This window comes from Acinetobacter sp. CAU_H_S170_2 (assembly GCF_058890445.1).
Map to the genome: position 1 here is coordinate 400,136 of NZ_JBZYAE010000001.1, position 24,494 is coordinate 424,629.

The 24,494-nt window shown below is 41.6% G+C and carries 19 protein-coding genes and 1 pseudogene; 7 read left to right on the plus strand and 13 right to left on the minus strand.

Features of this window, described 5'->3' with window-relative positions:
• Nucleotides 1-31: 31 nt before the first annotated feature.
• Nucleotides 32-940, minus strand: a complete 909-nt coding sequence (locus AC5EUN_RS02015; protein WP_004697719.1) for a glycosyltransferase family protein — start codon at nt 938-940, stop codon at nt 32-34.
• Between the two features lie 159 nt (nt 941-1,099).
• Here AC5EUN_RS02015 and AC5EUN_RS02020 point away from each other — a divergent pair, with 159 nt between their 5' ends.
• Nucleotides 1,100-1,915, plus strand: a complete 816-nt coding sequence (locus AC5EUN_RS02020; RefSeq protein WP_125280189.1) for a glycosyltransferase family 25 protein — start codon at nt 1,100-1,102, stop codon at nt 1,913-1,915.
• Between the two features lie 76 nt (nt 1,916-1,991).
• Here the strand turns inward: AC5EUN_RS02020 and AC5EUN_RS02025 are convergent.
• The 5 genes and pseudogenes from AC5EUN_RS02025 to AC5EUN_RS02045 all read right to left on the minus strand — a co-directional run bounded on the left by AC5EUN_RS02025 (nt 1,992) and on the right by AC5EUN_RS02045 (nt 7,157).
• Nucleotides 1,992-2,873, minus strand: a pseudogene (locus AC5EUN_RS02025) (lysophospholipid acyltransferase family protein).
• A gap of 5 nt (nt 2,874-2,878) precedes the next feature.
• Nucleotides 2,879-3,100, minus strand: coding sequence for a hypothetical protein (locus AC5EUN_RS02030; RefSeq protein WP_125281242.1), 222 nt, complete (start codon nt 3,098-3,100; stop codon nt 2,879-2,881).
• 152 nt (nt 3,101-3,252) lie between these two features.
• Complete coding sequence (locus AC5EUN_RS02035; RefSeq protein WP_131230597.1) at nt 3,253-4,137, minus strand: lysophospholipid acyltransferase family protein; 885 nt, start codon at nt 4,135-4,137, stop codon at nt 3,253-3,255.
• Between the two features lie 319 nt (nt 4,138-4,456).
• Complete coding sequence (aspS, locus tag AC5EUN_RS02040; RefSeq protein ID WP_131230595.1) at nt 4,457-6,241, minus strand: aspartate--tRNA ligase; 1,785 nt, start codon at nt 6,239-6,241, stop codon at nt 4,457-4,459.
• A 151-nt stretch (nt 6,242-6,392) separates the two neighbouring features.
• On the minus strand, nt 6,393-7,157 hold the full coding sequence (locus AC5EUN_RS02045) for a DUF4184 family protein (RefSeq protein WP_131230593.1): 765 nt from the start codon (nt 7,155-7,157) through the stop codon (nt 6,393-6,395).
• 138 nt (nt 7,158-7,295) lie between these two features.
• On the opposite strand from AC5EUN_RS02045, the gene znuD reads away from it, so the two are divergent.
• Nucleotides 7,296-9,329: a zinc piracy TonB-dependent receptor ZnuD gene (gene znuD, locus AC5EUN_RS02050; RefSeq protein WP_130234992.1), complete on the plus strand. Its 2,034-nt coding sequence runs from the start codon at nt 7,296-7,298 to the stop codon at nt 9,327-9,329.
• A gap of 167 nt (nt 9,330-9,496) precedes the next feature.
• Nucleotides 9,497-10,960, plus strand: a complete 1,464-nt coding sequence (locus AC5EUN_RS02055; protein ID WP_130234991.1) for a phospholipase D family protein — start codon at nt 9,497-9,499, stop codon at nt 10,958-10,960.
• A 118-nt stretch (nt 10,961-11,078) separates the two neighbouring features.
• Here AC5EUN_RS02055 and AC5EUN_RS02060 read toward each other — a convergent pair whose 3' ends face one another.
• Complete coding sequence (locus tag AC5EUN_RS02060) at nt 11,079-11,531, minus strand: hypothetical protein (RefSeq protein ID WP_130234990.1); 453 nt, start codon at nt 11,529-11,531, stop codon at nt 11,079-11,081.
• Between the two features lie 196 nt (nt 11,532-11,727).
• On the opposite strand from AC5EUN_RS02060, the gene AC5EUN_RS02065 reads away from it, so the two are divergent.
• Entirely contained in the window at nt 11,728-12,180 is a 453-nt protein-coding gene (locus tag AC5EUN_RS02065; protein WP_130235012.1) for an RcnB family protein, read from the plus strand.
• Between the two features lie 70 nt (nt 12,181-12,250).
• Here the strand turns inward: AC5EUN_RS02065 and AC5EUN_RS02070 are convergent, their stop codons facing one another.
• From AC5EUN_RS02070 to AC5EUN_RS02085, 4 genes are all read right to left on the minus strand, one after another.
• Nucleotides 12,251-12,748 (minus strand): phosphate-starvation-inducible protein PsiE, encoded by a 498-nt coding sequence (locus tag AC5EUN_RS02070; RefSeq protein ID WP_130234989.1) that lies wholly within the window; start codon nt 12,746-12,748, stop codon nt 12,251-12,253.
• Nucleotides 12,749-12,887: 139 nt separating this feature from the next.
• The gene (locus AC5EUN_RS02075) at nt 12,888-14,669 is read right to left on the minus strand and encodes an acyl-CoA dehydrogenase C-terminal domain-containing protein (RefSeq protein ID WP_130234988.1); all 1,782 of its coding nucleotides are present in this window, start codon (nt 14,667-14,669) and stop codon (nt 12,888-12,890) included.
• A 197-nt stretch (nt 14,670-14,866) separates the two neighbouring features.
• Nucleotides 14,867-16,669, minus strand: a complete 1,803-nt coding sequence (locus AC5EUN_RS02080) for an acyl-CoA dehydrogenase C-terminal domain-containing protein (RefSeq protein ID WP_130234987.1) — start codon at nt 16,667-16,669, stop codon at nt 14,867-14,869.
• Nucleotides 16,670-16,973: 304 nt separating this feature from the next.
• Nucleotides 16,974-17,591 (minus strand): hypothetical protein, encoded by a 618-nt coding sequence (locus AC5EUN_RS02085; protein ID WP_130234986.1) that lies wholly within the window; start codon nt 17,589-17,591, stop codon nt 16,974-16,976.
• A 137-nt stretch (nt 17,592-17,728) separates the two neighbouring features.
• Between AC5EUN_RS02085 and baeS the strand changes: the two genes are divergently transcribed.
• The 3 genes from baeS to AC5EUN_RS02100 all read left to right on the plus strand — a co-directional run bounded on the left by baeS (nt 17,729) and on the right by AC5EUN_RS02100 (nt 21,655).
• Nucleotides 17,729-19,381 carry a sensor histidine kinase efflux regulator BaeS gene (baeS, locus tag AC5EUN_RS02090; RefSeq protein ID WP_004697753.1) on the plus strand — a complete coding sequence of 551 codons (1,653 nt, stop codon included), beginning with the start codon at nt 17,729-17,731 and terminating at the stop codon, nt 19,379-19,381.
• A 19-nt stretch (nt 19,382-19,400) separates the two neighbouring features.
• Entirely contained in the window at nt 19,401-20,087 is a 687-nt protein-coding gene (locus tag AC5EUN_RS02095) for a response regulator (protein WP_130234985.1), read from the plus strand.
• 212 nt (nt 20,088-20,299) lie between these two features.
• On the plus strand, nt 20,300-21,655 hold the full coding sequence (locus AC5EUN_RS02100; protein WP_130234984.1) for an amino acid permease: 1,356 nt from the start codon (nt 20,300-20,302) through the stop codon (nt 21,653-21,655).
• Between the two features lie 898 nt (nt 21,656-22,553).
• On the opposite strand, the gene AC5EUN_RS02105 is transcribed toward AC5EUN_RS02100, so the two are convergent.
• Together AC5EUN_RS02105 and AC5EUN_RS02110 are read right to left on the minus strand one after the other, a co-directional pair.
• Nucleotides 22,554-22,925, minus strand: a complete 372-nt coding sequence (locus AC5EUN_RS02105; protein WP_130235108.1) for an MmcQ/YjbR family DNA-binding protein — start codon at nt 22,923-22,925, stop codon at nt 22,554-22,556.
• 69 nt (nt 22,926-22,994) lie between these two features.
• Nucleotides 22,995-24,440, minus strand: a complete 1,446-nt coding sequence (locus AC5EUN_RS02110) for a protein adenylyltransferase SelO (protein ID WP_130235109.1) — start codon at nt 24,438-24,440, stop codon at nt 22,995-22,997.
• Nucleotides 24,441-24,494 lie beyond the last annotated feature (54 nt).

A 24,494-nucleotide genomic window follows, 5' to 3' on the forward strand; every position in this document is an offset into this window, starting at 1 on the left:
AAACAGGATACAACGTAGCCTGCTACCAATTTTAGTCATCTAAAGTAAAATTAGGTTTTTTACTAAACTTTGATTTTATGGCTTTGATGCTAGCTGTAAGCCAAGTTGTCCCTTTGACAGGGCGTGTAACTTTATTGCCTTGATAATTGATTTGAGTCGCTTTTTGAAATGGACCATAAGCTTTTACTAAATAGTCTTCAGGTTTATAACCATTATCCAATGCTTCTTGATAATATTGATCAAATAACTCAACTAAGTCTTGTCTTGGATGAGGCATGATTTTTCCATCAAACCAATGTTTTTGATTGTTTTTTTCTAGGCGCGGTAACGAGTATTTATGGCTAAACTGAGTACCCATGTCGGAGTAATGTAGAATTTTGATGTCTTCTATTTTTAAGCCTTCACCATCAATACAGTTATATGAATTATTGTAGTTTTGGACTAAATGAGGTTGGTCTTTGATTAGTTGCATTAACTTCTTGTGACCATCTGGATCCGATTGCAACGTTTTAAGTGAAGGTAAATATTGTTTAGCTTTTTTACAATCCCAAACACAAGTACATAAACGAGCTGAACTTTTGCCACCTTTGGCGATGACGATTGCATCATCTTTCATCGGATGCGACCATAACTCTGCGATATCACATAAAACGATGACATCAGCATCCATATAGATCGAACGCCCTTCAAAGTTGGATGATTCAGGAATTGCCCAACGGAAACCAGAAAATGGGGTTGCCCATTTCTCAGTATGCCATCCTTCATGCGTTTCTTGATTGCTATACCACGGACTAGTAGGATCATGGCTCAACTGCATCCATGTAATTTCAATTGGGTGCTGTGTATTTTTACGGATGCTATAATCAAGCACCATCATTTGTTCTAAATCACAGTTATTTGGATCACAGCCAACAAAAATTTTAATTGTTTCTTTGGGCATTCTGATTCTCGTCACGCAGAAGATAGCAAGCAGTTTGATAAGTATAATCTGAAAGCAAATAATACAAAACCCTTTGTTAAAATGAATTCAAATAATGTCTAGTTTAATTTTATAGAAAATTGTTATTATTGAATTTAAGAATAAATTTAGCCTTAGTTTATGAGAAATTTTGTTATTAGTTTGTCTAGCGCGACTCTTCGACGAGCGCATATAAGTTCGGAGTTTGCTAAAGAAAAGGTCGATTTCGAGTTTTTTGATGCAATTACCCCTGTGACATTACAAGCAACTTCATCTGCAATAGGCTTAGTAACTAAGCAAACTGATTTACATCAGAATGAAGTTGCTTGTCTATTGAGTCATGTGGTGTTGTGGAAAAAAGCAGTAGATGAACAGTTAGACTATATTGCTATTTTTGAAGATGATATTTATTTGGGTAAACAGGCTGTTTCGTTTCTTACCAATGTTGCGTGGATACCATCTTTCTGCGGCATCATTAAATTAGAAACCTTAAATAAAAAGATTCAACTTCCTAAGATGCAATCAATTATTCCTTTGCATTTGAATAGAAAACTCATGTTATTGGGCGAGCCACATATGGGTGCAGGTGGTTATATACTTTCATTAAATGTCGCGAAGGAATTATTGGAGTATGTATTGCGAAGTCCAAAACTAATACCAATTGATCATATTCTTTTTAGAGAATTCCCTGAGTCCTCAGGCGAAAAGATTTTTCAATTGTCCCCAGCAATATGTATTCAAGATGTGATTTTAACCAAAGGCAAGACAAACTTTCCAAGTTCACTTGAAAACGTGAGAAATGCGCGAAAGGGTGAGGATAAAAGTAAGAAGAAATTAACTTTATTGGGCAAAATGAAACGTGAAATGAGTCGTTTAATCTTGCAAGTTCATGTATTTTTCCAAGAAAGAATTCAATCTATCAAGGGTAAGGCTTTGATTAAAATAAAATTTAAGTAATACGGCGGCGGTTATGAGTGATGAACAGACTTCTGAGTCGATTATTTGCTTAGTTAAATTTAGGAAGGAATGATTATTATTGAGATGATGGTTGGTAGTAATTTTCAAAATTAGGATTTCCCTTAAACCGCTTATATCCCCACATATATTCAGCAGGAAAGCGGTTGATCATTTGCTCTACCGCTTTATTTAATGCAGTTGTCGCAACTTCTATAACTCGATCATAAAGTTCAGGATCATTGAGATCATCACAGTAGACCTCAAAACCTTCACCATCCTCTCTACGGAAACAACTTAATCCCACTAAGCGGCATTGAGTTTTTTGTACCATTTTGCTGGCTAAAGTACTGGTTAAGCAAGGAATTCAAAAAAAAGGAACCACGACACCACCAGAGGGTTGAGGGACATGATCTGGCAGAATTACACTGAAACCACCTTGTTTGAGGTTTTTGAATAATGCTTTAACACCGTTGGCATCAGTTGGAACTAATGTCGCGTTTAACCGTTGGCGAGCATGTAAAGCAAAAGCATTAAATCCTGAGTCTTTCATGGGTTTATACATAATGGTAGGAATACCATATTGGTGTACCCACGCATTCATCATTTCCCATGTACCGAGGTGAGGGGTAATAATTAAAGCACCGCGGTGATCATTTAATGCATTTGTTAGTACATCTAAGTTATGAACCGTCTTTATTTGCTGGATACTCCATTCGGGAGGCATTGCCCAGCATTTCCCAGATTCGATATAACTTAGACATTGCTTCGTTACGCTTTCTTTAGCAAGCTTTTCACGCTCACTCTCAGGAATATCTGGATAAGTAAGACTTAGATTTACCCGTGTTTTCCAAAGCATACTTTTATCTGAGTTTTGATTAATAAAGTAAGCCGCCACTTTTGCAATACTGCGCAAAAATGCTAAAGGTAGGATACGGAGTAAAGTGGTATAAAACGACATTGCGATTAATCTTGTTTATTCGCGTTGCCTTTCAGCACCATATAAATCAAACCGACAAAAATGACAAAAGCACCTGCCAAGCTACTTACACAGAAAAAGACAATACGGTCATAGGTGGTTAAATTAAATAATTGATTGTCTAAAATATAGCGCATGAAAAACCATTGTACGATTGCAAACACAATTAGCACAATACCGCGACGACGGACTTCAGGACGCATAGCCATTTGGTTGCTCACAACTTATCTAAAACAGTGCGCTATTATGCCACTGCTGAGAATTGATCTCAAATGAATAAAAGTATTCTATTCAGGCCTCTAGGAAATAACATACATTATTGTTTTCGAATTACTTGAGATCACGTGTTGGTTTGTGGAGCCTACATTGGTGGCTGTATCCGATAAGCATTGATATTGCCATAACAATTTCTAAAACGTTTATAGGACCAAATATACTGTTCAGGTGCTTGGTTAATTATGTCTTGCATGGCAAGATTTAAACTGTCTACAGATAGCTGTAGATCTTTCGATAAAATATCTTGAGATAGCTCAGTACAGTACACATCAAAACCTGCTGCGTCAGTATTACGAATACAACTTAATCCGATCACATTGCATTGTGTTTTTGCCGCCATTTTAGAGACCAGTGTCGTGGACAAAGTATTCTGCTGGAAAAAATATGAATAAATACCGCCACTCGGTTTTGGCAGATGATCTGGTAAAACAACAGTTAACCCACCTTGCTTGAGGTGTTTAAAAATCTGACGAATCCCTGTTTCATCAGTAGGAACAAGGGTTGCATTAAACTTTTGCCGTGCAGCTAGAATATAGCGGTTAATCCCTTTAATTTTATAGGGTTTATACATAATCATGGGTTGCGTATAGACATTTAACCATGCATTTAACAGCTCCCAACAACCAAAATGCGGAATGACCACAATCACGCCTTTTTTATTGGCTAAAGCCTCGGTTAGAACAGATTCACCATGAATGTTTTTCAATAAATCTAGGTTGTATTGTGGAGGCATTCCCCAACATTTTAAAAATTCAATATAGGTTTGGCATTGGCTTTGAATGCTGAGATGAACGCGTTTCTGGAGTGCTATTGGGTCGAGCTCAGGGTAGGCCAATTGCAGATTAATAGTGGTGATACGCTTGATTGAAGAGTCACTATAGTGAAGCAGGTGCGCAATTCCGCGTGCGATGTATTGTAAAAAGGACAAGGGAAAAAGTGAGATGATTTTAAGTAGATAATAAATAGCCATATTTTGACTCAGAAATCTTTTTAAAAGATGAGATGAGAGAAAATTTTGCAAAGAGACTTAAAAATCTAAGATAGATAAAATCAAAAAAAGATGAGCGTCTTAAGAACAAAATAAATGAATAAATCAATAGAGTGATTCAGTGCAAGAACTGCTGCAATAAAATATAGACTATCGTGAATCACTGTAAGGGGGATAGATTAAAAGTTCAAAAGAAATTTTGGAAAATTTGAAGCGAAAATAATATCTATGAAATGGATGGTGTTGCCGTGAATGAAAAAACCCTGCGCATGGCAGGGTTTCTTTAATCAAAATCTAAAGATTATTTGGTTTCTTCAGCTTTTGGTTTTTCGCGTAAGCGAATACCTAAATCACGTAGTTGATTTGATTCAACTGGTGCAGGTGCTTGCGTTAATGGACATTCAGCAGTTTTGGTTTTCGGGAATGCAATCACATCACGAATAGACGCACCACCCGTCATGAGCATGACTAAACGGTCTAGACCGAATGCTAAACCACCATGCGGAGGAGCACCGTAACGTAATGCGTTGAGTAAGAAGCTGAATTTCTCTTCAGCTTCTTCTTCACCAATACCTAATGCTTCAAAAATTGCTTTTTGCATTTCTAGGTTATGAATACGCAGTGAACCACCACCAATTTCGGTACCGTTTAACACCATGTCATAAGCCACAGAAAGCGCAGCACCTGGGTTATTTTTCACATCTTCAACGCTTGATTTAGGCAGTGTGAATGGATGGTGAACAGAAGTCCATTTGCCATCATCTGTTTCTTCAAACATTGGGAAGTCAACCACCCAAAGCGGTGCCCACTCGCAAGTCGACATTTTTAAGTCATGACCGACTTTAATACGTAAAGCACCCATGGCATCGTTCACAACTTTAGCTTTGTCTGCACCGAAGAACACGATATCCCCATTTTCTGCGCCAACACGTTTCAATAGATCAAGCACGATCGGCTCGATGAATTTCACGATTGGAGATTGTAAGCCTTCGATGCCTTTTTCAAGCTCGTTTACTTTAATGTACGCTAAACCTTTTGCACCGTAGATGCCGACAAATTTCGTGTACTCATCAATTTGGCTACGTGGTAAAGAGCCTGCACCTGGAACACGTAATGCAACGATACGGCCTTTAGGATCTTTCGCTGGACCTGCGAATACTTTGAATTCAACTTCTTGCATTAGGTCTGCGACGTCAACCAATTTTAAAGGAATACGTAAGTCTGGTTTGTCCGATGCATAGTCACGCATTGCATCGTTGTATGTCATGCGTGGGAATTTATCAAACTCAACATTTAGAAGTTCTTTGAACATCTTCACGGTTAAAGTTTCCATCAAATCCATGATGTCATCGTCACTCATGAACGATGTTTCAACGTCGATTTGGGTGAATTCAGGCTGACGATCTGCACGTAAGTCTTCATCACGGAAACATTTTGCGATTTGGTAGTAACGATCGATACCACCCACCATCAACAATTGTTTGAATAATTGTGGTGATTGTGGAAGTGCGTAGAAGCTACCATTTGAAACACGGCTTGGCACTAAGTAGTCACGTGCACCTTCAGGCGTTGCACGGGTTAAAATCGGAGTTTCGACGTCTAAGAAACCATTGTCTTCGAAATAGTTACGAATTAGGTTGGTTAGTTTAGAACGGAAACGTAAACGATCTAACATTTCAGGACGACGGATGTCCAAGAAACGGTATTTCAAACGGATTTCTTCAGAAATATTAGTGTTGTCGTCATTCAATGGGAACGGCGGAGTTTCTGATGCAGCAAGAACTTCGATTTCTTTACCTAAAACTTCGATTTGACCGCTCACCATATTGGCATTTTCTGTGCCTGCATAGCGGCGACGTACACGACCTGTAATTTTTAATACGAATTCTGAACGTACTTTGTCTGCAGTTGCGAATGCTTCAGGAGTGTCTGGGTCAATAACCACTTGCACAAGACCATCACGGTCACGCATATCAAGGAAGATGACACCACCGTGGTCACGGCGACGGTGTACCCAACCGCAGAGGGTTACTGTTTCATCAATTTGAGCTTCGGTTAAAGAACCGCAGTAATGAGTTCGCATCATGGCGTTAAAAATCCAACTATATGGCTAAAGGTAGCGAATACGTAAACAGCGTACCGCCAGAAATAAAGGTAGGATTATGCCTCTTTGGGCATTGACTCTCAAGGTATAGCTTAAAAAAGGCATGAAATAGCATTTAAGCGTTGGTCTAAATTCAGCCTAAACGATAGTCACGATCTAAAAATAAAAACAGAATGCAGCCAAAGATTAAAATCAGCAAAGCGACTTGGCTAAACTCATTAATACTTCGCCCCGTAAAATAATACAGGTCTGACTGCCACACTTGCGTGGGGATATAACGTGCATAGTCCCAAACACTGACTAAACCGCCCAAAAGGCTCAGTATGAACAGTCCCATCGCAAAGCGTTTGATTTTTAGACTGACAGGAAAATGTTGCTGATGTGTTTGGTAATAACACCAACTCATCCACGCCAACAAGGGGAGGGCCAGTGCCGATGTGCCAATTTGTAAAATGCGGTGTAGCGGATAGCCGTGCCCTAACAAAGAGAACCTCTGGCTTAAAAATTCATGTCCGAACAAGGTGCGGAAGTCAGCATGGGTGAGTCCATCCCATAACAGATGCGTAGCTGTGCCGAGCAGTATTGCTAGAATAACGGCCACAGAAAATTTAAAAAAACGTAGCATACTGCTCAGCCTTAATTCATGCTGAATACCTAAAAAACGATAAAAACAGGGCCGCAATAGCGCGTACCACAAAACACAAAAACTGAGTCCAATCCAAAGATCAGGGTGAATCAGTGAAGTCCAATAGTGGGTGGTATTTGAATTGGCTTGTGTAAACAGTCGATAAAGATCGGGGGTCATACAACCAATGGCAATGGCAGCAATCGGTAGACGGTCACCACTGAGTTTGGCTAAAGGAGGCGCGAGAACGGCATGTGAAATGGTAAAGGGCATTGATCTGTTGGCGTTGGCATCGACTTAGATGGATAGGGCAGTTTATCTTTTTTCTACGATTGGAATGTTTTTTATTGCAATGAATTTGAAATGTTATATTATAACAATATTCAAAAATTGTACGCTTGAGTGAGTTCCATGTCTTTCCATAAAAATTTGATAACGCTCTCTATTTTGGCGGTGGTCGCACCTGCCGTTTTTGCAGATGACACAACAACACAACAACTTGAAACGTTGATCAGCCAAGCACATCCACTCGTTCAGACCGCTGCTGATTTTGCAGTCGCTGATCAGGTGATTGATCAAAAAAGCTTAAAAGAACGTGCACCGACCATTGGGGATGCTTTGGCCGATGAGCTAGGCGTATATTCAAATCAATATGGTTCAGGTTCAAGCCGACCTGTGATTCGTGGTCAAGATGGCCCTCGCGTGAAAGTCTTACAACATGCTTCAGAAACTGCTGATGTCTCGACTTTATCGCCAGACCATGCCGTGACTGTTGATCCGATTTTGGCCAAGCAAATTGAAATCATCCGTGGCCCTTCAACCCTGTTATATAGTGCAGGTGCCGTGGGCGGTTTGGTGAATGTCACCGATCAAAAAATTCCAACCAGCATGCCTGAAAAAGGTTTAGAAGGTACGGCTGGATTACGCTACAACTCTGGTAGTGATGAAAAATTGGCCAGTGCTGGGGCGACGGTTGCTTTGGGGAGTCAGTTTGCTCTTCGAGTTGAAGGTTCAAAGCGTGAAGCAAATGACTATATTGCGCCGAACTATTTCCATGAGCATGAAGGTGAACTCGAAAAAGAACGTCGTGTTGGAAATACCTTTGCCAAAGGTGAAACAGTCAGTGTTGGCGGTTCATGGATTGGTGAGCGTGGTTTTGCGGGTATTGCCTATACCAACCGTCAAGATCAGTACGGTTTACCTGGGCACAGCCATGAATATGAAAGTTGCACTGTATCAGGTAATTTATTAATTGGATGTGGTGAGAAAGATTATGGAGACGAACATGAGACAGGGCCTTGGGTTGACTTGAAGTCGGAACGTTATGATTTCCGTGCAGAAATCTTAAATCCGCTTGCAGGGTTTGAGAAGTTACGAGCACATGCCAGTTATACCGACTACCAACATGATGAAATTGAAGGCGATAGTGTTGCAACTACCTTTAAAAGTAAGAGTTATGATGCGCGTCTAGAAATGGTGCATCAGCCGATTGCGGATTGGGAAGGTGTGGTTGGCGTACAGTACAATCAACAAAAATTAGATATCACGGGTGAAGAGTCTATTTTAGAACCGACCAAGACGCAAAAGTGGAGCGTATTTGGTTTAGAACACAAGCAGTGGAATGACTTCCATTTTGAGTTAGGGGCACGTGTCGATCAGCAGACCATTGATATTGAGTCAGATCGAAAAGACTATGATGATTATGCCGTGTCTTATTCGGGTGCTGTGAATTGGATGTTTGCACCGAACTATAAACTATCTTTGGTCGGGTCACATCAAGAGCGTTTACCTTTGGCACAAGAGCTTTATGCTGATGGTAAGCATCTTGCAACCAATACTTATGAACGTGGCAATGAAAATCTCGATGTCGAAAAGTCAAATAACCTAGAGTTAGGTTTCCATTACGATACGGATAAAATTGATTATCACGTTCATGTTTACCACAACTGGTATGATAACTACATTTATGCTCAAACCGCAGACCGTTACGAAAACTTCCGCCTAGTAGACTACACTCAAGACAAAGCGCGTTTTTATGGGACTGAAGCAGAAGCCTCTTATGCCATCAATGATGTTTATAAAATGAGTGTCTTTGGTGACTATGTACGTGGCAAAATTGACAATGAAAATGCACCACGGGTGCCTACTGGCCGTTTAGGAACAAAAGTGAATGCGAACTTTAGTGACACGTGGTCAGGAACAGCAGAGTACTACCATGTGTTTGAGCAAGATCGAATTGCAAGCTATGAGACCGAAACCGAGGGCTATAACATGGTGAATCTGGGCTTGGCGTATAATGGTCAGTATATGCAGGGCAATGATTATCGCGTGTATTTCAAAGCCAATAACCTCTTAGATGAGACAATTTATTCGCATACCTCTTTCTTATCGACCATTCCACAAGTGGGGCGTAACTTCACGGTCGGACTGGACTTTAGTTTCTAAGGTGCTATTTCAAGCTTCAACCCAACCTTTTCCATAAAGAGGAGATGCTCGCTCTCTCCTCAAAGGAGAGTGTTAGGGAGAGGTTGCCAAAACATTGACAACAGAAATCCTCTTGAAAAATCAAACAATAAGACCTAGTCTGAGTATATTGGATTAGGTTTTTTGTTATGCGTATCTTTCGAAAATTACATCAAAAGCTCAACTGGACATCGACCCGTTATGTCGGTGTCGTGGTGGGGTTATTGGCTCTGACTTATTTAACCTCCGCAGTTTACCATAGCGTTAAACCACTGCCTGATGGCCTGGACTATACGGGCAAGTTACGTCATGCCGATGTCAAATTTATTGCAGATCAAACCTACATCGACGCACAAGGCAAACAGCAACAAGATCATCATATTTTCGACACAGTGTTTAAACTAATTGAAGATGCACAAACCACGATTGTGTTGGATATGTTCTTGTTTAACGATGAAGTGGGAACATCTCAAGCATCACAACGTGCTTTGACTCGTCAGCTGACCGATGCGTTGATTGTCAAGCGAAGCTTGCATCCGAATATTGAAATCAAAGTCATTACTGACCCGATTAACTCGGTATATGGTGGGCTATTACCTGAGCATTACCATAAGTTACGTCAGGCAGGCGTGGATGTAATTGAAACCGATTTACGTCCGCTCCGCGCATCGAATCCCATTTGGTCTGGTTTTTGGTATATCTGTTGTCAAAACGCAGGCAATAATCCCGACGGCGGTTGGTTAAGAAACCCGTTTGGGGATGAAAAAATTACTTTACGTAGTTATTTAAACTTATTTAACTTTAAAGCCAATCACCGCAAAACTTTGGTGGTCGATACCGCCGAAGGTTGGAAAACCTTGGTCACATCGGCGAATCCACATGATGGCAGTTCGCGACATTCCAATGTAGCCCTGTTGGTGACAGGCAATACAGCAATTGATGTATTGAAAACCGAGCAAACTGTGGCACATATGTCTCAGGGCGATGTGCCGATGGTGATTTTGGGCGAAATTGCAGGAATTCCATCGCAGCCGCAGGTACAGGTGCTGACGGAAAAAGCAATCCTAGATGCAACCCTCAACTTGTTGAATACTGCAAAAGCCAATGACCAGATTGATTTGGCGATGTTCTATTTGTCTGAGCGTCAAATTATCAATGCTTTAAAAGATGCGCAGAATCGTGGAGTTAAACTTCGGATTTTACTCGACCCAAATAAAGATGCATTTGGTCGTCAAAAGAATGGAATTCCGAACCGTCAAGTTGCGTCTGAGCTTAACGATGGCGGTATTACAGTGCGGTGGTGTAATACTCAAGGAGAGCAGTGTCATAGCAAAATGATTTTAAAACGCCATGCACAAGAAGCAGAGCTCATTTTAGGTTCAGCGAATTTTACCGCACGGAATTTGAAGAATTATAACTTAGAGACCAATTTACGTGTGATTGGCCAGTCTAACGCATCGGTGTTTACAGATGCACAGCAATATTTTGATGGGGCATGGTCGAACTTAAATGGTCGTCAAATGAGTGTGGGCTATGAGCAATATAAAGATGAGTCAAAACTCAAATATGGGCTATACCGCTTTATGGAGTGGAGTGGTTTATCGACGTTTTAATTTCGAATTCCTTTTTCCATTTCTTGCTGTTTCATGAAAAGCGGTACTTCCTACGTTGTACAAGATGAAAAGTCCCTCTTTTTAAAGAGGGACTTAGGGAGATTTAATTTTTAAGATTTTACTGCTCAGGATTTGGCGGGATGATTTGATCCAAATCTTTATCGGTCATCTTATCGAGTTCATGCAGATCAGTTTTGATTTTCCATTTTTCAATATCTTCTACAGGGCTTGGTAGGCGTGCTTCTAACCAGTCACAAATGACATCAGGTGAAAAATCAGGATGGTTACACTGAATGACCCATGCCAAGAATTGCTTGGCTTCACCATTCATATACGGCGGCGGTGACACAGGTAAAAACTGCGTCGGTAGGCGCTCATTTTTAGAAATATAGTTCAGTACATGTCCCAACTCTTGTACCGTTTGCCATGCCAACGGGTGATCTACATCAATTTGAAACTTAAACCACCATGCACTTTTTCCATCTGTGCCATAAGCATCAATCAGATTTTTTTGAATACTGGGCACTTTTGCAAAATATTCATAGAGTCGATCAAAACTTAATTCAGCCACGATTGTTCATCCAATACATTTATAAACAAAGATTAAGTATAAACTGAAAACTCATGCATTTTTTGCTTTTCAAAGAAATCCAGCTTTAAACCTTATTGCTGTTATAACGACCAGTGATCTAAAATTGATGGTTTGTACATTTTTTATCCATAAAATAGGTTTAAAATAATAATATTCACCTCAGTGGAGGAAGATGATGAAATATTTAAAAATAATCTATGGAATAAGTTTACTCAGCTTATTTCCTGCACTGAGTTTTGCTCAACCAGCGACGCGTAATTATGGAAAACCGCTGACTTCGCAAACCCAGCGTTTCCCAACCTATGCTGGGCCGTATCAAGGAGCAATGCCCAGACCTACATCACCGCCTCAAATTGAGCCCCCTCATCACAGACCACCTCCGCACCATCCACCACATGGCGGATATCCAATGCGACCAGGTGTGAGTATTATTTACCGAGCACCCAGCTATTCAACCTATAGTCAGGAAACCAATAGCTATGTGTATGGGGATGGCGACTCCAGTATTGAAAGCCGTGATTATGTGTTGATTACCGATTGGCGACGTTTGGGACTGCCAGACCCACCTGAAGGCATGCACTGGATCTATGAAAATGGACGCTACGCTTTAGAAGCGGATTCAAAATAAATGAATCTTTGACTGATACAGAAAACCCTCCGTTGTTTAGACGGAGGGTTTTTTAGTGGTCAATAAAGAATTAAGCGAGTTCATCATCTTGTGGGCGTGGTGTTTTCCCTTCGGGTAAAGGCTTGTCGGCATGTTTATCCCGAATTACTGAAGGATAATTCCACGATGCATAACGCACCACCAAAATTGCAATCGCCATAATTAAAATTGAACCCGTAATAATCACCAAATCCATATCCGCTTTGTGGTCATGCTGGATATCGGAAATTAAAAGACGGGTGAGGGCGGTGATGGCGATATAAATTAAAAAGCGGACAGGCATGTGGTTGGTTTTAAAATAGATACCAACCATTGCACCCAGTTCTAAGTAGATGAATAACAGTAAAATATCATCAATCGAGGCATATTGTTTAATGGTCAGGATCTCATAAACGGTATGTCCTGCCGACCAAATCACCATACAGCCAATAATAAATAAAGCCACATAGTGAAAACTTTCTACTGCAGTATTGCCCAGTTTATCGATGAGGGTTTCTATTTTCTCTATTTTAGGGTCACGGTTGGTCATGGCTGCCTCCTGATATGTTGATGGTGGTTTATTGCATCATAAGCAAATTTCATGCACATGACGTATAAAAGCAAAAATAAAGCTGAGCCATAAAAAAACGCCTGACGAAGCAGGCGTTTTTTATTTAGTCTTTAGGCGATTAAGCTTGGCTGGTGAAGTAGTCTTCAGAGAAGTTCGTGATGACTTCTGCACCTGCTTTTACTTTTACAATACGTAAGTCGATTTCAGGCAAAATACGTTGTGTAAAGTAAGCTGCAAGCGCCAGTTTGTTTTGATAGAAGTCACCATCTTTGGCTTTTGCAGCATTGGCAATTCTTGCAAACATATAGGCAAAGCTGAGTAGGCCGACTGCATGTAAGTAATCCACTGCTGCTGCATTCGGGAACTCTGCACTTTCAGCAGCACGTTCAAGGATATACTTAGTCACTTCTTCCACTTCAGTTGCCGCATCGAGTGTTGCATCTTTAATGAAGTTTAGGTCAGCGTCTAAGCTGTTAGCAAAGTCACGGATTTCAGTAATGTAGTCTGCAATGAATGCACCACTACATTTAATGGTTTTACGACCGATTAAATCTTGAGACTGAACGCCGTTGGTGCCTTCATAGATTTGTGCAATACGTAAGTCACGTACACATTGCTCCATGCCCCATTCACGAATATAACCATGACCACCGAAGACCATTTGTGCATCTAAAGTTGCTTGGAATGCTGTGTCAGTTAAATACGCTTTTGCAATTGGGGTTAATAAGGCAACACGGTCATTGGCTGCTTTCACCGCTTCAGGGTCTGTTGAGAATTTAGTGATATCCAGTTGCTGACCGACATATACTGCAAATGCGCGAGATGCTTCATTATTGGCACGTGCATTCAGCAACATACGACGTACATCACCATGAACTAAAATGCTGTCTGCAGGTTTAGCAGGCGATTGAACACCAGAAGCGCTACGACCTTGTAGACGGTCTGTCGCGTACTGTGCAGCATTTTGGTAAGCAAATTCAGATGCACCTAAACCTTGAATACCCATCGATAAACGTTCGTAGTTCATCATCACGAACATAGCCGCAAGGCCTTCATTTTCTTTACCGACCAAGTAACCTTTGGCACCGTCAAAGTTCATTACACAAGTTGCAGACGCTTTGATCCCCATTTTGTGTTCAATTGAACCTGGACCTGCTGCATTACGCTCGCCCACAGAACCATCTGCATTCACTAAGAATTTAGGTACGATGAAGAGTGAAATACCACGTGAACCCGCAGGTGCATCTGGTGTTTTCGCTAGAACCAAGTGAATGATATTTTCAGCTAAGTCGTGGTCACCACCAGTAATAAAGATTTTGGTCCCTGTAATGTTATAGGTGCCGTCTTCGTTACGTTCAGCTTTAGTTTTGATAATGCCTAAATCTGTACCTGCATGTGGCTCAGTTAGACACATGGTCCCAGACCATTCGCCTGAGTAAATTTTAGGTAAATAGGTTTCTTTTTGTTCTTGCGATGCGTAGCTGTTCAGTGCCATACCTGCACCGACAGAAAGAAGCGGGTAGAGCATGAATGATGGGTTGGTTGCGAACAGCATTTCATCTGCAAGAACCGTCAGCATTTTTGGCATGCCTTGACCGCCCCATTCTTCATCAGCCGCTAAGCCAATCCAACCGCCTTCAGCATATTGCTTAAATGCTTCTTTAAAACCAGCAGGTGTAGTCACTGCGCCATTGCTAAATGTTGCACCTTCTTCATCACCTGTACGGTTTAAAGGCAGGGTTACGTTTTGCGCAAATTTAGCCATTTCCTCGAGGATCGCTTCAGCCGTCGCACTGTCTACATGAGCTAGATTTTCATTAGACTGCCAGAACTGATCTGCGTTGAAAACGTCATTGAGGATAAATTTCATATCCGCAAGTGGGGCATTATAAATTGGCATGTTCGTTCACCTGTTTATTGTTTGAATCTCTGTAGACTTAGGACAGCTTAATTAACAACGGAGAGTGTTGTCAGATGACCCAAGCGAAATAACGCTCTATTTATAAAGAAAAAGGACCGCCAAAGCTATGACTGTCCTTTTTCATTTCTGTACTCAAGAGTACAACTATTTCAAATATCGAATTAGTTATTAATTACTTAGAATGAAAAGTGCTCTGCATCTAATGCAAGTAACGGTTCTACGCCACCAGCAATCACGTCAACGTGTGAGCGAACACGTGGAAGAATCTTCTTGAAGTAGAAACGAGCTGTCGTGACTTTCGCATTATAGAAGTCAACGTCAGTTGTACCTGCAGCCAATGTTTCTTGAGCCACAAGTGCCATACGTGCCCATAGGTAAGCAAGCGTTACATAACCAGAGAAGTAGAGGTAATCGACCGCAGCAGCACCCACTTCATCTGGGTTTTGCATTGCTTTCATACCAATTTGCATGGTTAAGTCGCCCCACTCTTTGTTTAGAGCAGCAAGAGGTTCAACAAACTCTTTCATTGCAGCATTGTCTTTGTTTGCTTCAACAAATTTGTGAATAATCTTAGTGAAGTCTTTCAACATTGCACCTTGAGTACCCAAAACTTTACGACCTAACAAGTCAAGTGCTTGGATTTCAGTTGTCCCTTCGTATAAACACGCAATACGTGTATCACGAACGATTTGTTCCATACCATGCTCTGAAATAAAGCCGTGACCACCAAACACTTGAACGCCGTGTTTTGCAGATTCAGAACCCGTTTCAGTCAAGAATGCTTTTGCAATTGGAGTAAGCAGTGACAAGATGTTGTCAGAAGATTTACGCTCTTCTTCCGTTGCACCTTGCTCAACCACGTCCGCATGTAGAGACAATAAGTAAACCAGTGCACGACCACCTTCAGCAAATGCTTTTTGAGTTAACAGCATGTTACGAACAGCAGGGTGAACAATAATTGGATCGGCTTCTTTTTCTGGTGCTTTAGGACCTGTTAAAGAACGCATTGCCAAGCGGTCTTTCGCATAGGTTAATGCACCTTGGAATGCACCTTCAGATGCAGCAAGACCTTGAACAGCAGTACCAATACGTGCGGTGTTCATGAAAGTGAACATGCAGTTTAAGCCACGGTTTTCAGGGCCAATCAAGAAACCTTTTGCATTGTCAAAGTTGATGACGCAAGTTGCGTTACCATGAATCCCCATTTTGTGTTCGATTGAACCACAACGAACTGCGTTACGCTCGCCTAAAGAGCCATCTGCATTTACATTGAACTTTGGTACGATAAATAGTGAAATACCTTTAGTGCCTTTAGGTGCGCCAGGAAGACGAGCAAGAACAATATGGACAATGTTCTCAGCCATGTCATGTTCACCTGCTGAGATAAAGATTTTCTCGCCTGTGATGGCATAGCTACCGTCAGCTTGTGGTTCAGCTTTAGTACGGATAATACCCAAGTCAGAACCAGCGTGTGATTCTGTTAAGCACATCGTACCTGTCCAAACACCTGAAACAAGGTTTGGTAAGTAAACATCTTTTTGTTCAGCTGAACCGTGATGTTCTAAAGTACGAACTGCACCATGAGAAAGACCTGGGTACATGCCCCATGCCCAGTTTGCAGTACCGACCATTTCTGAAATCACGTTACCCAAAGAAACAGGTAATGCTTGACCGCCGTATTGTTCTTCAGCAGAAAGAGACGGGAAGCCAAGTTCGATATATTTTTGATACGCTTCTTTAAAGCCAGTTGGAGTTGTAACAACGCCATCATTCCAAGTACAACCTTCGCGGTCGCCGCTTTGGTTGATTGGAGACAATTCGTTTTCACAGAAATCTGCAGCAGCTTCTAAATATTGGTCAACCAATTCACGGCTTACGGTTTCCTGAAATGCAGGCAATTTAGAATAGTGTTCTTCTGCATTCAATAGCTCATGCAGTACGAATTGCATATCACGTAAGGGCGCTTTGTATTGTGGCATATCGGTTTCCTCAATACTGGTTTAACCAGCTTATAATCCTAATAAACATAAAAACGTGTCTTCTTTGACACGGATTGGAATAACTTAATCGTGCAACATCTTCTAATTTGGTACAAGCGGTTCAGGTGCTTTTCTTGGTGACTGTAAAGTCAAATAAATATTATTCAAAATCGCTAAGTGCACTGAGTGTAAACAGTTTTGCTGCTTTTGGCATGACATAAATAGTCAAAAAGCGTAAAAAGTTATGTCCAATAAAAAAGGCGCAATTTGCGCCTTTTTATATATTTATGCTTTTTAAAGTGGCTTAAGCAGCCTTATTCGGTGCTGAAACAGGGGCTTTAGGCTGGAAGTGAACGATACATTTGCCATCTACTGTTTGTGTGCCAACTTTTAACTGCACGACTTTACCATCGGTTTGACCTTGGCAGGCTTTGGTCGCAGCTTGTTGGCGCGCTTGACGTTCAGCTAAACGTTGATCGTATTGCTGAGTTAACTCAGCACGTTTCGCATCGGTTAGTGGTTCGCCACGCTGCATATGCATGCCACGGAATTCACCACGATCGGCTTGATCACCACGCATTGGGCGGTGTTCACCACGTTTCATTTCATCACGGTTCGGTTTAAATGAAATCGCACATGTGCCTTCTAGTGTTTGTTCACCTGCTTTAACTTGGACTGCTGAACCCACTGCTTTGCCATCGCAGGCTTTTTTAATGTCTTGCATGACCTGCTTGCGTTCAGTACGCATTTTTTCAAACTGTTCGCGTTGTTCAGGTGTCATATGACGGTCTTTTTGATAATGACTATGCATATGTTGCGACTGCTCCATATCTTTTGGTGCTTGGGTGGATTGACAGGCAGTCAACGCACCTACAGATAAAACGCTGGCAGTGGCTAAAGCAATTTTTGTCATCTTATTCATTCTACAACTCCCCCATACAAGAGCATGTGATTTTGGATGATTAAAGATTAAATAATAAAGATGTAGAAACAATGGAGAGTTTTTTGATGCAGTGTTCTATACAATAACAAGGCAAAAGAATGACCGAGAGATTGCTTTTGAAGATTCGCCGCGTACCGATTGCTTTACGCTTATTCCTCACTGTATTGCTGACCACTTTGGTGATTACCACGGTGAGTTTAGGTGTGCTGCATTGGACGATGCAAAAGAATTTTGCCAAATATGTGGCGGACGTGGAAATGCAAAAGCTCGATCATCTGATTGATAACTTGGCTGGCGTTTATAGCACTTATCATGACTGGGGCAATGCCATTCAAGCGCAAATTTTGCAGATTGAAGGACATGCTGCGCCAGATGATTATGACCGTCTCTCTCGTTGGTGGTTACGTCGTCAGTACGACATTGCTTTGCAACAGCGTTATTTTAAAGAAAATACCAAAACCTTACTCAGTGATGTTTCTACCACTGAAGTCAAACATGAAAAACAGATTTTAACCGAACAAGAACTGCAAGCTTTGGAGGAAAACTTACCTTCGGAGTTTCAACCCTTCGAAGGTTTAAAGTTCCCGCTCAGCGCCAATCAAAATGTTTTCCGCCCAGATCGTAAAAAAGAAGAGATTGAACAAGAGAGCAAACAAAACACAGGTAAAAAACAGTTTATTTCCACGCCTGACCGTTTAGGTCTTAGCTCGCGTTTGTCTTTATACGATACGCAGCGTCAGTTCGTGGTCGGTGAACCTTCGGATGATCAAGTTTCTTTCCGTCCTATTGTGGTGAATAACCAAGTGGTGGGGTACTTGGGGCTGAAACCAGTCCTCGATCAAGATGATGCATTGAGTATCAATTTCTTTAGTAATCAAAAACGTTATTTATTACTGGTCTATGGTTTAACCGTTTTTGCCAGTTTAATTGCTGCGTTGTTACTTGCGACTTATTTTAAGACACCGATTCAACGCTTGTTGAATGGTACGCGTGAATTAACCAAGGGTAATTTTCAGCATCAAGTTAAAGTGAATCGAAACGATGAGCTGGGTGATTTATCCAATGAACTGAACCAACTGGCGGTGATTTTAGATCAGCATGAAATTTCACGTCGTCAGTGGGTGTCAGATACTTCACACGAGTTGAAAACACCGCTGGCAGTGTTACAAGCGCAGATCGAAGCGATGCAAGACGGTATTCGAAAGCCAACGCCTGAGCATTTTGAATCGATGTTACGCCAAGTCACCAGCTTGAAAAAACTCACGCATGACTTGGCCGATTTGGCACAAGCGGAAGCACAGCAATTAAACTGTTACTTTGCAACCGTAAACCCGTGGGCGGTGATTGAGCAAGAAGTGGAAAACTTTAAGCCTAAATTTGAACAGGCCCATTTAAGCATTAGTGTCGAAGGTGAGGGCGCCGAGTTACAACTTGATATTGACCGCTTTAAGCAAATCATGGTCAATTTGTTGGGTAATAGCATTCGTTATACCGAAGCGGGTGGTCAGGTTCGAGTCCATACGGAACAGTCCGCAACAGATTGGACGGTCTATGTCGATGACAGTCCATATGGTTTAACTGATGAGCAACTGGCACGACTCGGTGAGCGTTTCTATCGAGTCGATGACTCGCGTACACGGAGCACAGGTGGTACAGGTTTAGGTTTGGCTTTATCGGCTAAACTGGCACAGGCTTTGGGCGGCGAATTGAGTTTTGATCATTCGCCTTTGGGTGGTTTACGTTGCAAGTTAACGTTCCCAAAAAAATGAAACACAAAAGGAAGTATGTATGAAACATATTATGCTGGTTGAAGATGAAGTAGAACTTGCACAATTAGTCCGCGATTATCTTGAAGCAGCGGGCTTTGAAGTCAGTATGTTTCACGATGGTCAGGAAGCCTATGATAGCTTTACGCAGCGTAAACCGAGTCTGATGATTTTAGACTTGATGGTGCCGCGTATGGATGGCTCGACCATTTGTCGTAAAGTCCGTGAACAGTCGGATTTGCCGATCATTATGGTCACCGCGCGTACGGAAGAAATCGACCGCGTGCTTGGCTTGAACATGGGGGCAGACGACTATGTGTGTAAACCCTTTAGCCCGAAAGAATTGGTGGCGCGTGTTCAAGCCGTGTTACGTCGTTTAGAGCGTAAGGCTGAGCCTGAAGATCAGTCTTTGTTCCGTATGGATAAAGCGCAACAACGCATTTGGTATCAACAAAAGCCTTTAAACTTAACGCCGACCGAGTTTCGTTTACTGGAGTTGTTTTTAGAGCATGTGGGTCAAGTCTATTCACGTGCACAGTTGCTGGATCATATCAACCCAGACAGCTTTGAAGTGGCTGACCGTGTGATTGATAGTCATATTAAGAACTTACGTCGTAAGATCTCTGATGCGGCTGAAACAGGTAACCGTCATGAATGGGTTCAGGCGGTATATGGGGTAGGCTACCGTTTTGAATATCCTGAAGATTAATTCAGTTTTCTGAACGATAAAAAAAGCGGATAAGCTGAGGTTTATCCGCTTTTTTTATGGGGTTCAAGCAAATGCGGCAATCAAAATCAGCAGTTTGCTTAAATCTCCAACTGGTGAAATGAAACCGAGCAATCTGCAATTTAAAAGGACAAGACTGGTTGATCGTCTGTGCAAGCGGTACAATTCATTTTTTTATCAGATGAGCATGTGTTTTGAGCAGCGAGACGCCTAAACTTCAGCGCCGTTTAAAGAACCGCCATATTCAATTGATCGCCATGGGGGGTGCAATTGGCACAGGGCTGTTCTTAGGTTCAGCACATATTATTGAATCTGCTGGCCCATCTATTATTTTGGGTTATATGATTGGCGGTTTGATTGCATTTTTAATTATGCGTCAGCTCGGTGAAATGATTGTACATGAGCCAGTGACGGGTTCATTCAGCTACTTTGCCTTTAAATATTGGGGGCGGTTTTCAGGCTTTTTAACGGGCTGGAACTACTGGGTACTGTATATCTTGGTGGTGATGACTGAACTGACCGCGATTGGTAAGTATGTGAATTACTGGTGGCCACATATTCCTGCGTGGGTCTCGGTGCTGGTATTTTTTGTGGTGATCACACTGGCCAATCTTGCCAATGTCAAACTGTATGCGGAGTCTGAGTTTTGGCTGTCGATGATTAAAGTTGTGGCGATTATCGCCATGATCATTTTCGGGGTTTACCTGTTGTTGACGGCTGATGTCGCTTCAACCGCATCTGTCACGAACTTATGGGCACATGGCGGGTTTTTCCCACATGGCTTTGAAGGCTTGTTTTATATGCTGGCCTTTATGATGTTTGCCTTTGGTGGCATTGAGCTGATCAGTATGGCGGCTGCGGAAACCGAAGATCCTGAAAAGAACATTCCAAAAGCCGTCAATCAAACGGTGATTCGGGTTTTCCTATTCTATATTTGCTCGCTGGCGATTCTTTTGTCTCTGGTGCCTTGGAATCAATTGGATTTGGGGGGCTTAGATAAAAGCCCATTCGTACTGATTTTTAAGCAAATAGGCATTGATTGGGCAGCGCATTTACTCAATTTTATTATTCTGACGGCATCGGTTTCTGTTTGTAATAGTGGGATGTATGCCAATAGTCGCATGCTATTAGGTCTGGCCGAACAGGGTAATGCCCCGCAAGTTTTTAAGCAGGTTAATCGACAAGGGACACCGATTGCGGCTGTTTTATTTTCAGCATTACTGATTTTTGGTTGCGTGCTGTTGAATTACTTTTTGCCTGAAAAAGCGCTCAGTTATCTGATTTATATTGTGGTCAGTGCTGCGGTGTTGAATTGGATGATGATCAGTTTGATCCATCTTAAATTTAGACAGAGTATCAAAAAGCAGGGCATTCAAACTAAGTTTCCAGCGTTATTTGCACCGTTTAGCAATTATTTTGTTTTAGTGTTTATGCTGATGATTTTATATATCATGTGGAATCAAGGTTTTATGCTTTCCGTGTTGATGCTTCCTGTGTGGATCCTCGTGTTATTTGTGTTATTTAAAACATTGAAGGCGAAGAAGAGCTAAAGCGCAAGTGATGATGTTGAAAAGGACTCATATTGAGTCCTTTTTTTATTGGGTTTTTGATCATTTAGGGTTCTGGTTCATGGGTGAATTATAAGTATCTAAAATAATGTTTTAATTTGTCTTTTTACTTTTACGTTTGTTTTAGACAAAGTCGATGAGTCGATATTCAAATCAGCAACTGAATATGAAAATGAACAAGATTTTACTGATTCTCAATGGGTCTTTATCTGAGGTTTGGCATGACCTGCTGATTAACTTGGGTGGAGAGTGAGCTACTCTCATACTTCAACTTTTCGGATTGATATGTATAGATAATTAAATAGGCAAAATTGAGAAAAGAGTGCTTGTATTTCCGACAGATTGAAGCAGTGGGCTATAAAGTTGCTTTTAAAGTACTCAAAAATTAACTTTAAGGAGTCAGGTTTAGCTTCGGTTATCCTGAAAACTATCCACAATTTCTGCGGATAATTTTGGGGGTAAGTCTAATTAAGCTTATTTTTCCATGTACGTTTTGGCTTACAACTATTCAAGTCGATTGCGTCTAGGTCAGTCCCAAGATTTTTTATATGATGCAGTCATAGAGAACAGGAAGTTCCAAAACATAAAACAAAAATGATAAGTTCAATACTAGGATGTGAGGTACGACAGGAGTTATACCTAGCTAACCAATACGAAAAAGCTCGACAGGATGTCGGGCTTTTTTTATGATCTATGAATGCCTCATTTCACTTTTCGTTTCAAAATTTGGGTTCAAATGGGCAATACGTAGAAAACGTCGAAAAACTGTTTAGCCGAGACAATATGCGTTCAAACCGATGATCTGTTTGATACAGTGATAGGGTTGTGCTTTAGAACATGTAATAGGAATAATTAACAATCTTTTTCACTCAATACATATTTAGGTGATGGCTTGAAGCGCAGCGATTCGCTGTCTTTGTCGTTTATTCAGCTTGGATACCACGAGCTCATAAGAGCTATGTACCAGATCAATGACTAAATCAGGATCTAAGTTTTCATCCTCATAAATTGAAATCCAATGCTTTTTATTCATATGCCATCCTGCATGAATATACGAATAAATATCACGTAGCATCGTGCCGTGGTCAGGCATAACTTTTAAGTTACTTAAAGCTGCCCCACTTAATGATGAATTGAGTAAAAACATTTTATCCATGACTTTATATACATCACAGCCTTCACCAAAGGGCTGACTACACGTCACTTCTGGCAGGGCAAGTGCAGCTTTTGCAGCAATAAGGTGTAAGGACATGGTGATCATCACTCAGTGGGCGAAGCCCTGTGGATATTGTTTAATTTATCCACAGTTTAAGCCAAACGCTTAAGATGAACAACTCACCATTACCTCAGGAACATCCGTTGGCAAAGGTGCTAAATCTTCCGCTTTCTCTAGTGCGACATTCCGCTCAAACGGTTGGCTAAGCAGGTCAAATAAGCGTTCGACTTCTGAGAAATCATTCCGCTCAGCCAGCTCAATCGCTTTTTGCGCCATGTGATTGCGTAGGATATAAACAGGGTTGGCTTGTTGCATGGCTGCATTGAGTTCTGCCGTGTCTTGATTTGCACGAATTTGTTCATACTGAGCGAGGAAACTTTCAAACTGACGACGGTCAAGGCAGTCATCTTTAATCATTTCATATTGCTGCTCTTGCAAACGCGTAAAGCTTTGTGTGTAGTCGAGCTGTTCAGTTTGTAGAATCCGTAAGAAAGTCATGGCACAGTCAAAACTGTCCGTGTGGAAATGAGGTAAGCCCATTTTCTGACTTAAACCTAGTTTGTAGTGCTCCAAGAACGTGGGTTCATAGTGCTCTAGGCAATCGGCAAGATCTTGCTTCCATTGTTCTTTGTCATAGTCTTGCGGACAAAGCGGAATGAGGTTATTCAACCATGTCCATAAGTTCCAGTGTCCAATGCTCGGCTGCTGCTGATAGGTATAGCGGCCTTGATAGTCAGAGTGATTGTTAATCCAATTCGGACGGAAGCGTTCCATAAAGCCATAAGGGCCAAAATCGAGGGTTGAACCTGTAATGTTTAAATTATCGGTATTCATTACTCCATGTGCGAAGCCGACCAGTTGCCATTTGGCAATCATTACCGCAGTCCGTTGAATCACTTGGGTTGCAAATGCCAAAACAGGTTGTTCCGCATCTAAACACTCGGGGTAATGCCATTCGATGCATTTCTGGCTAAATTCGTCAAGTAAGTCAGGTTGATACTGATTAATCCACTCAAAATGCCCCAAGCGAATATGACAGTCCGATGTACGTAACATCATTGCACCGAGTTCCAATTTCTCCCGTTGCACGCCTTGAGCCGACGAGGTAAAGCCTACGGCATTACTCGATGCGACGCCTAAATTATTCAGCGCATGTCCAGCCAAATACTCACGAATGACGGAGCGAAGTACCGCACGACCATCTCCCATACGCGAATAAGGAGTAGAACCTGCGCCCTTTAAATGCAGGTCAACGGTTTGCCCATGTTGATCGAGAATTTGCACAATCAATAAACCTCGACCATCACCGAGCTGTCCTGCCCACTGACCAAATTGATGCCCAGCATAGACCATTGCCAATGGTTCAAATTCACTAAAGGTTTTTTGTCCGCTACAAATCTCTATCCAAGACTGTTTGTCGGCTTCAGACCATTGCAACTGTTCTGCTAAAGCGGCATTGAAATGACCTGCTTTTGCCCCTTTTAGTGGCAAGGGCTGTTGATGGTGATAAAGTTTTGAAGGAAGGAGGGAGTAGCGTGAATTGAACTGCATAGTGAAGGATCACAAGGGATAAGCCATGACCCCATCAATATAGCAAAGTTTTAG

Bases quoted from the DNA above. Each gene is read 5' to 3' on its own strand.
- AC5EUN_RS02080 (WP_130234987.1), bottom strand. From the start codon at position 16,669: ATGCCACAATACAAAGCGCCCTTACGTGATATGCAATTCGTACTGCAT.
- AC5EUN_RS02110 (WP_130235109.1), bottom strand. From the start codon at position 24,440: ATGCAGTTCAATTCACGCTACTCCCTCCTTCCTTCAAAACTTTATCAC.
- AC5EUN_RS02020 (WP_125280189.1), top strand. From the start codon at position 1,100: ATGAGAAATTTTGTTATTAGTTTGTCTAGCGCGACTCTTCGACGAGCG.
- AC5EUN_RS02055 (WP_130234991.1), top strand. From the start codon at position 9,497: ATGCGTATCTTTCGAAAATTACATCAAAAGCTCAACTGGACATCGACC.
- AC5EUN_RS02030 (WP_125281242.1), bottom strand. From the start codon at position 3,100: ATGGCTATGCGTCCTGAAGTCCGTCGTCGCGGTATTGTGCTAATTGTG.
- AC5EUN_RS02035 (WP_131230597.1), bottom strand. From the start codon at position 4,137: ATGGCTATTTATTATCTACTTAAAATCATCTCACTTTTTCCCTTGTCC.
- AC5EUN_RS02065 (WP_130235012.1), top strand. From the start codon at position 11,728: ATGAAATATTTAAAAATAATCTATGGAATAAGTTTACTCAGCTTATTT.
- znuD (WP_130234992.1), top strand. From the start codon at position 7,296: ATGTCTTTCCATAAAAATTTGATAACGCTCTCTATTTTGGCGGTGGTC.
- AC5EUN_RS02095 (WP_130234985.1), top strand. From the start codon at position 19,401: ATGAAACATATTATGCTGGTTGAAGATGAAGTAGAACTTGCACAATTA.
- AC5EUN_RS02070 (WP_130234989.1), bottom strand. From the start codon at position 12,748: ATGACCAACCGTGACCCTAAAATAGAGAAAATAGAAACCCTCATCGAT.
- AC5EUN_RS02085 (WP_130234986.1), bottom strand. From the start codon at position 17,591: ATGAATAAGATGACAAAAATTGCTTTAGCCACTGCCAGCGTTTTATCT.
- aspS (WP_131230595.1), bottom strand. From the start codon at position 6,241: ATGATGCGAACTCATTACTGCGGTTCTTTAACCGAAGCTCAAATTGAT.
- AC5EUN_RS02015 (WP_004697719.1), bottom strand. From the start codon at position 940: ATGCCCAAAGAAACAATTAAAATTTTTGTTGGCTGTGATCCAAATAAC.
- AC5EUN_RS02075 (WP_130234988.1), bottom strand. From the start codon at position 14,669: ATGCCAATTTATAATGCCCCACTTGCGGATATGAAATTTATCCTCAAT.
- AC5EUN_RS02045 (WP_131230593.1), bottom strand. From the start codon at position 7,157: ATGCCCTTTACCATTTCACATGCCGTTCTCGCGCCTCCTTTAGCCAAA.
- AC5EUN_RS02105 (WP_130235108.1), bottom strand. From the start codon at position 22,925: ATGTCCTTACACCTTATTGCTGCAAAAGCTGCACTTGCCCTGCCAGAA.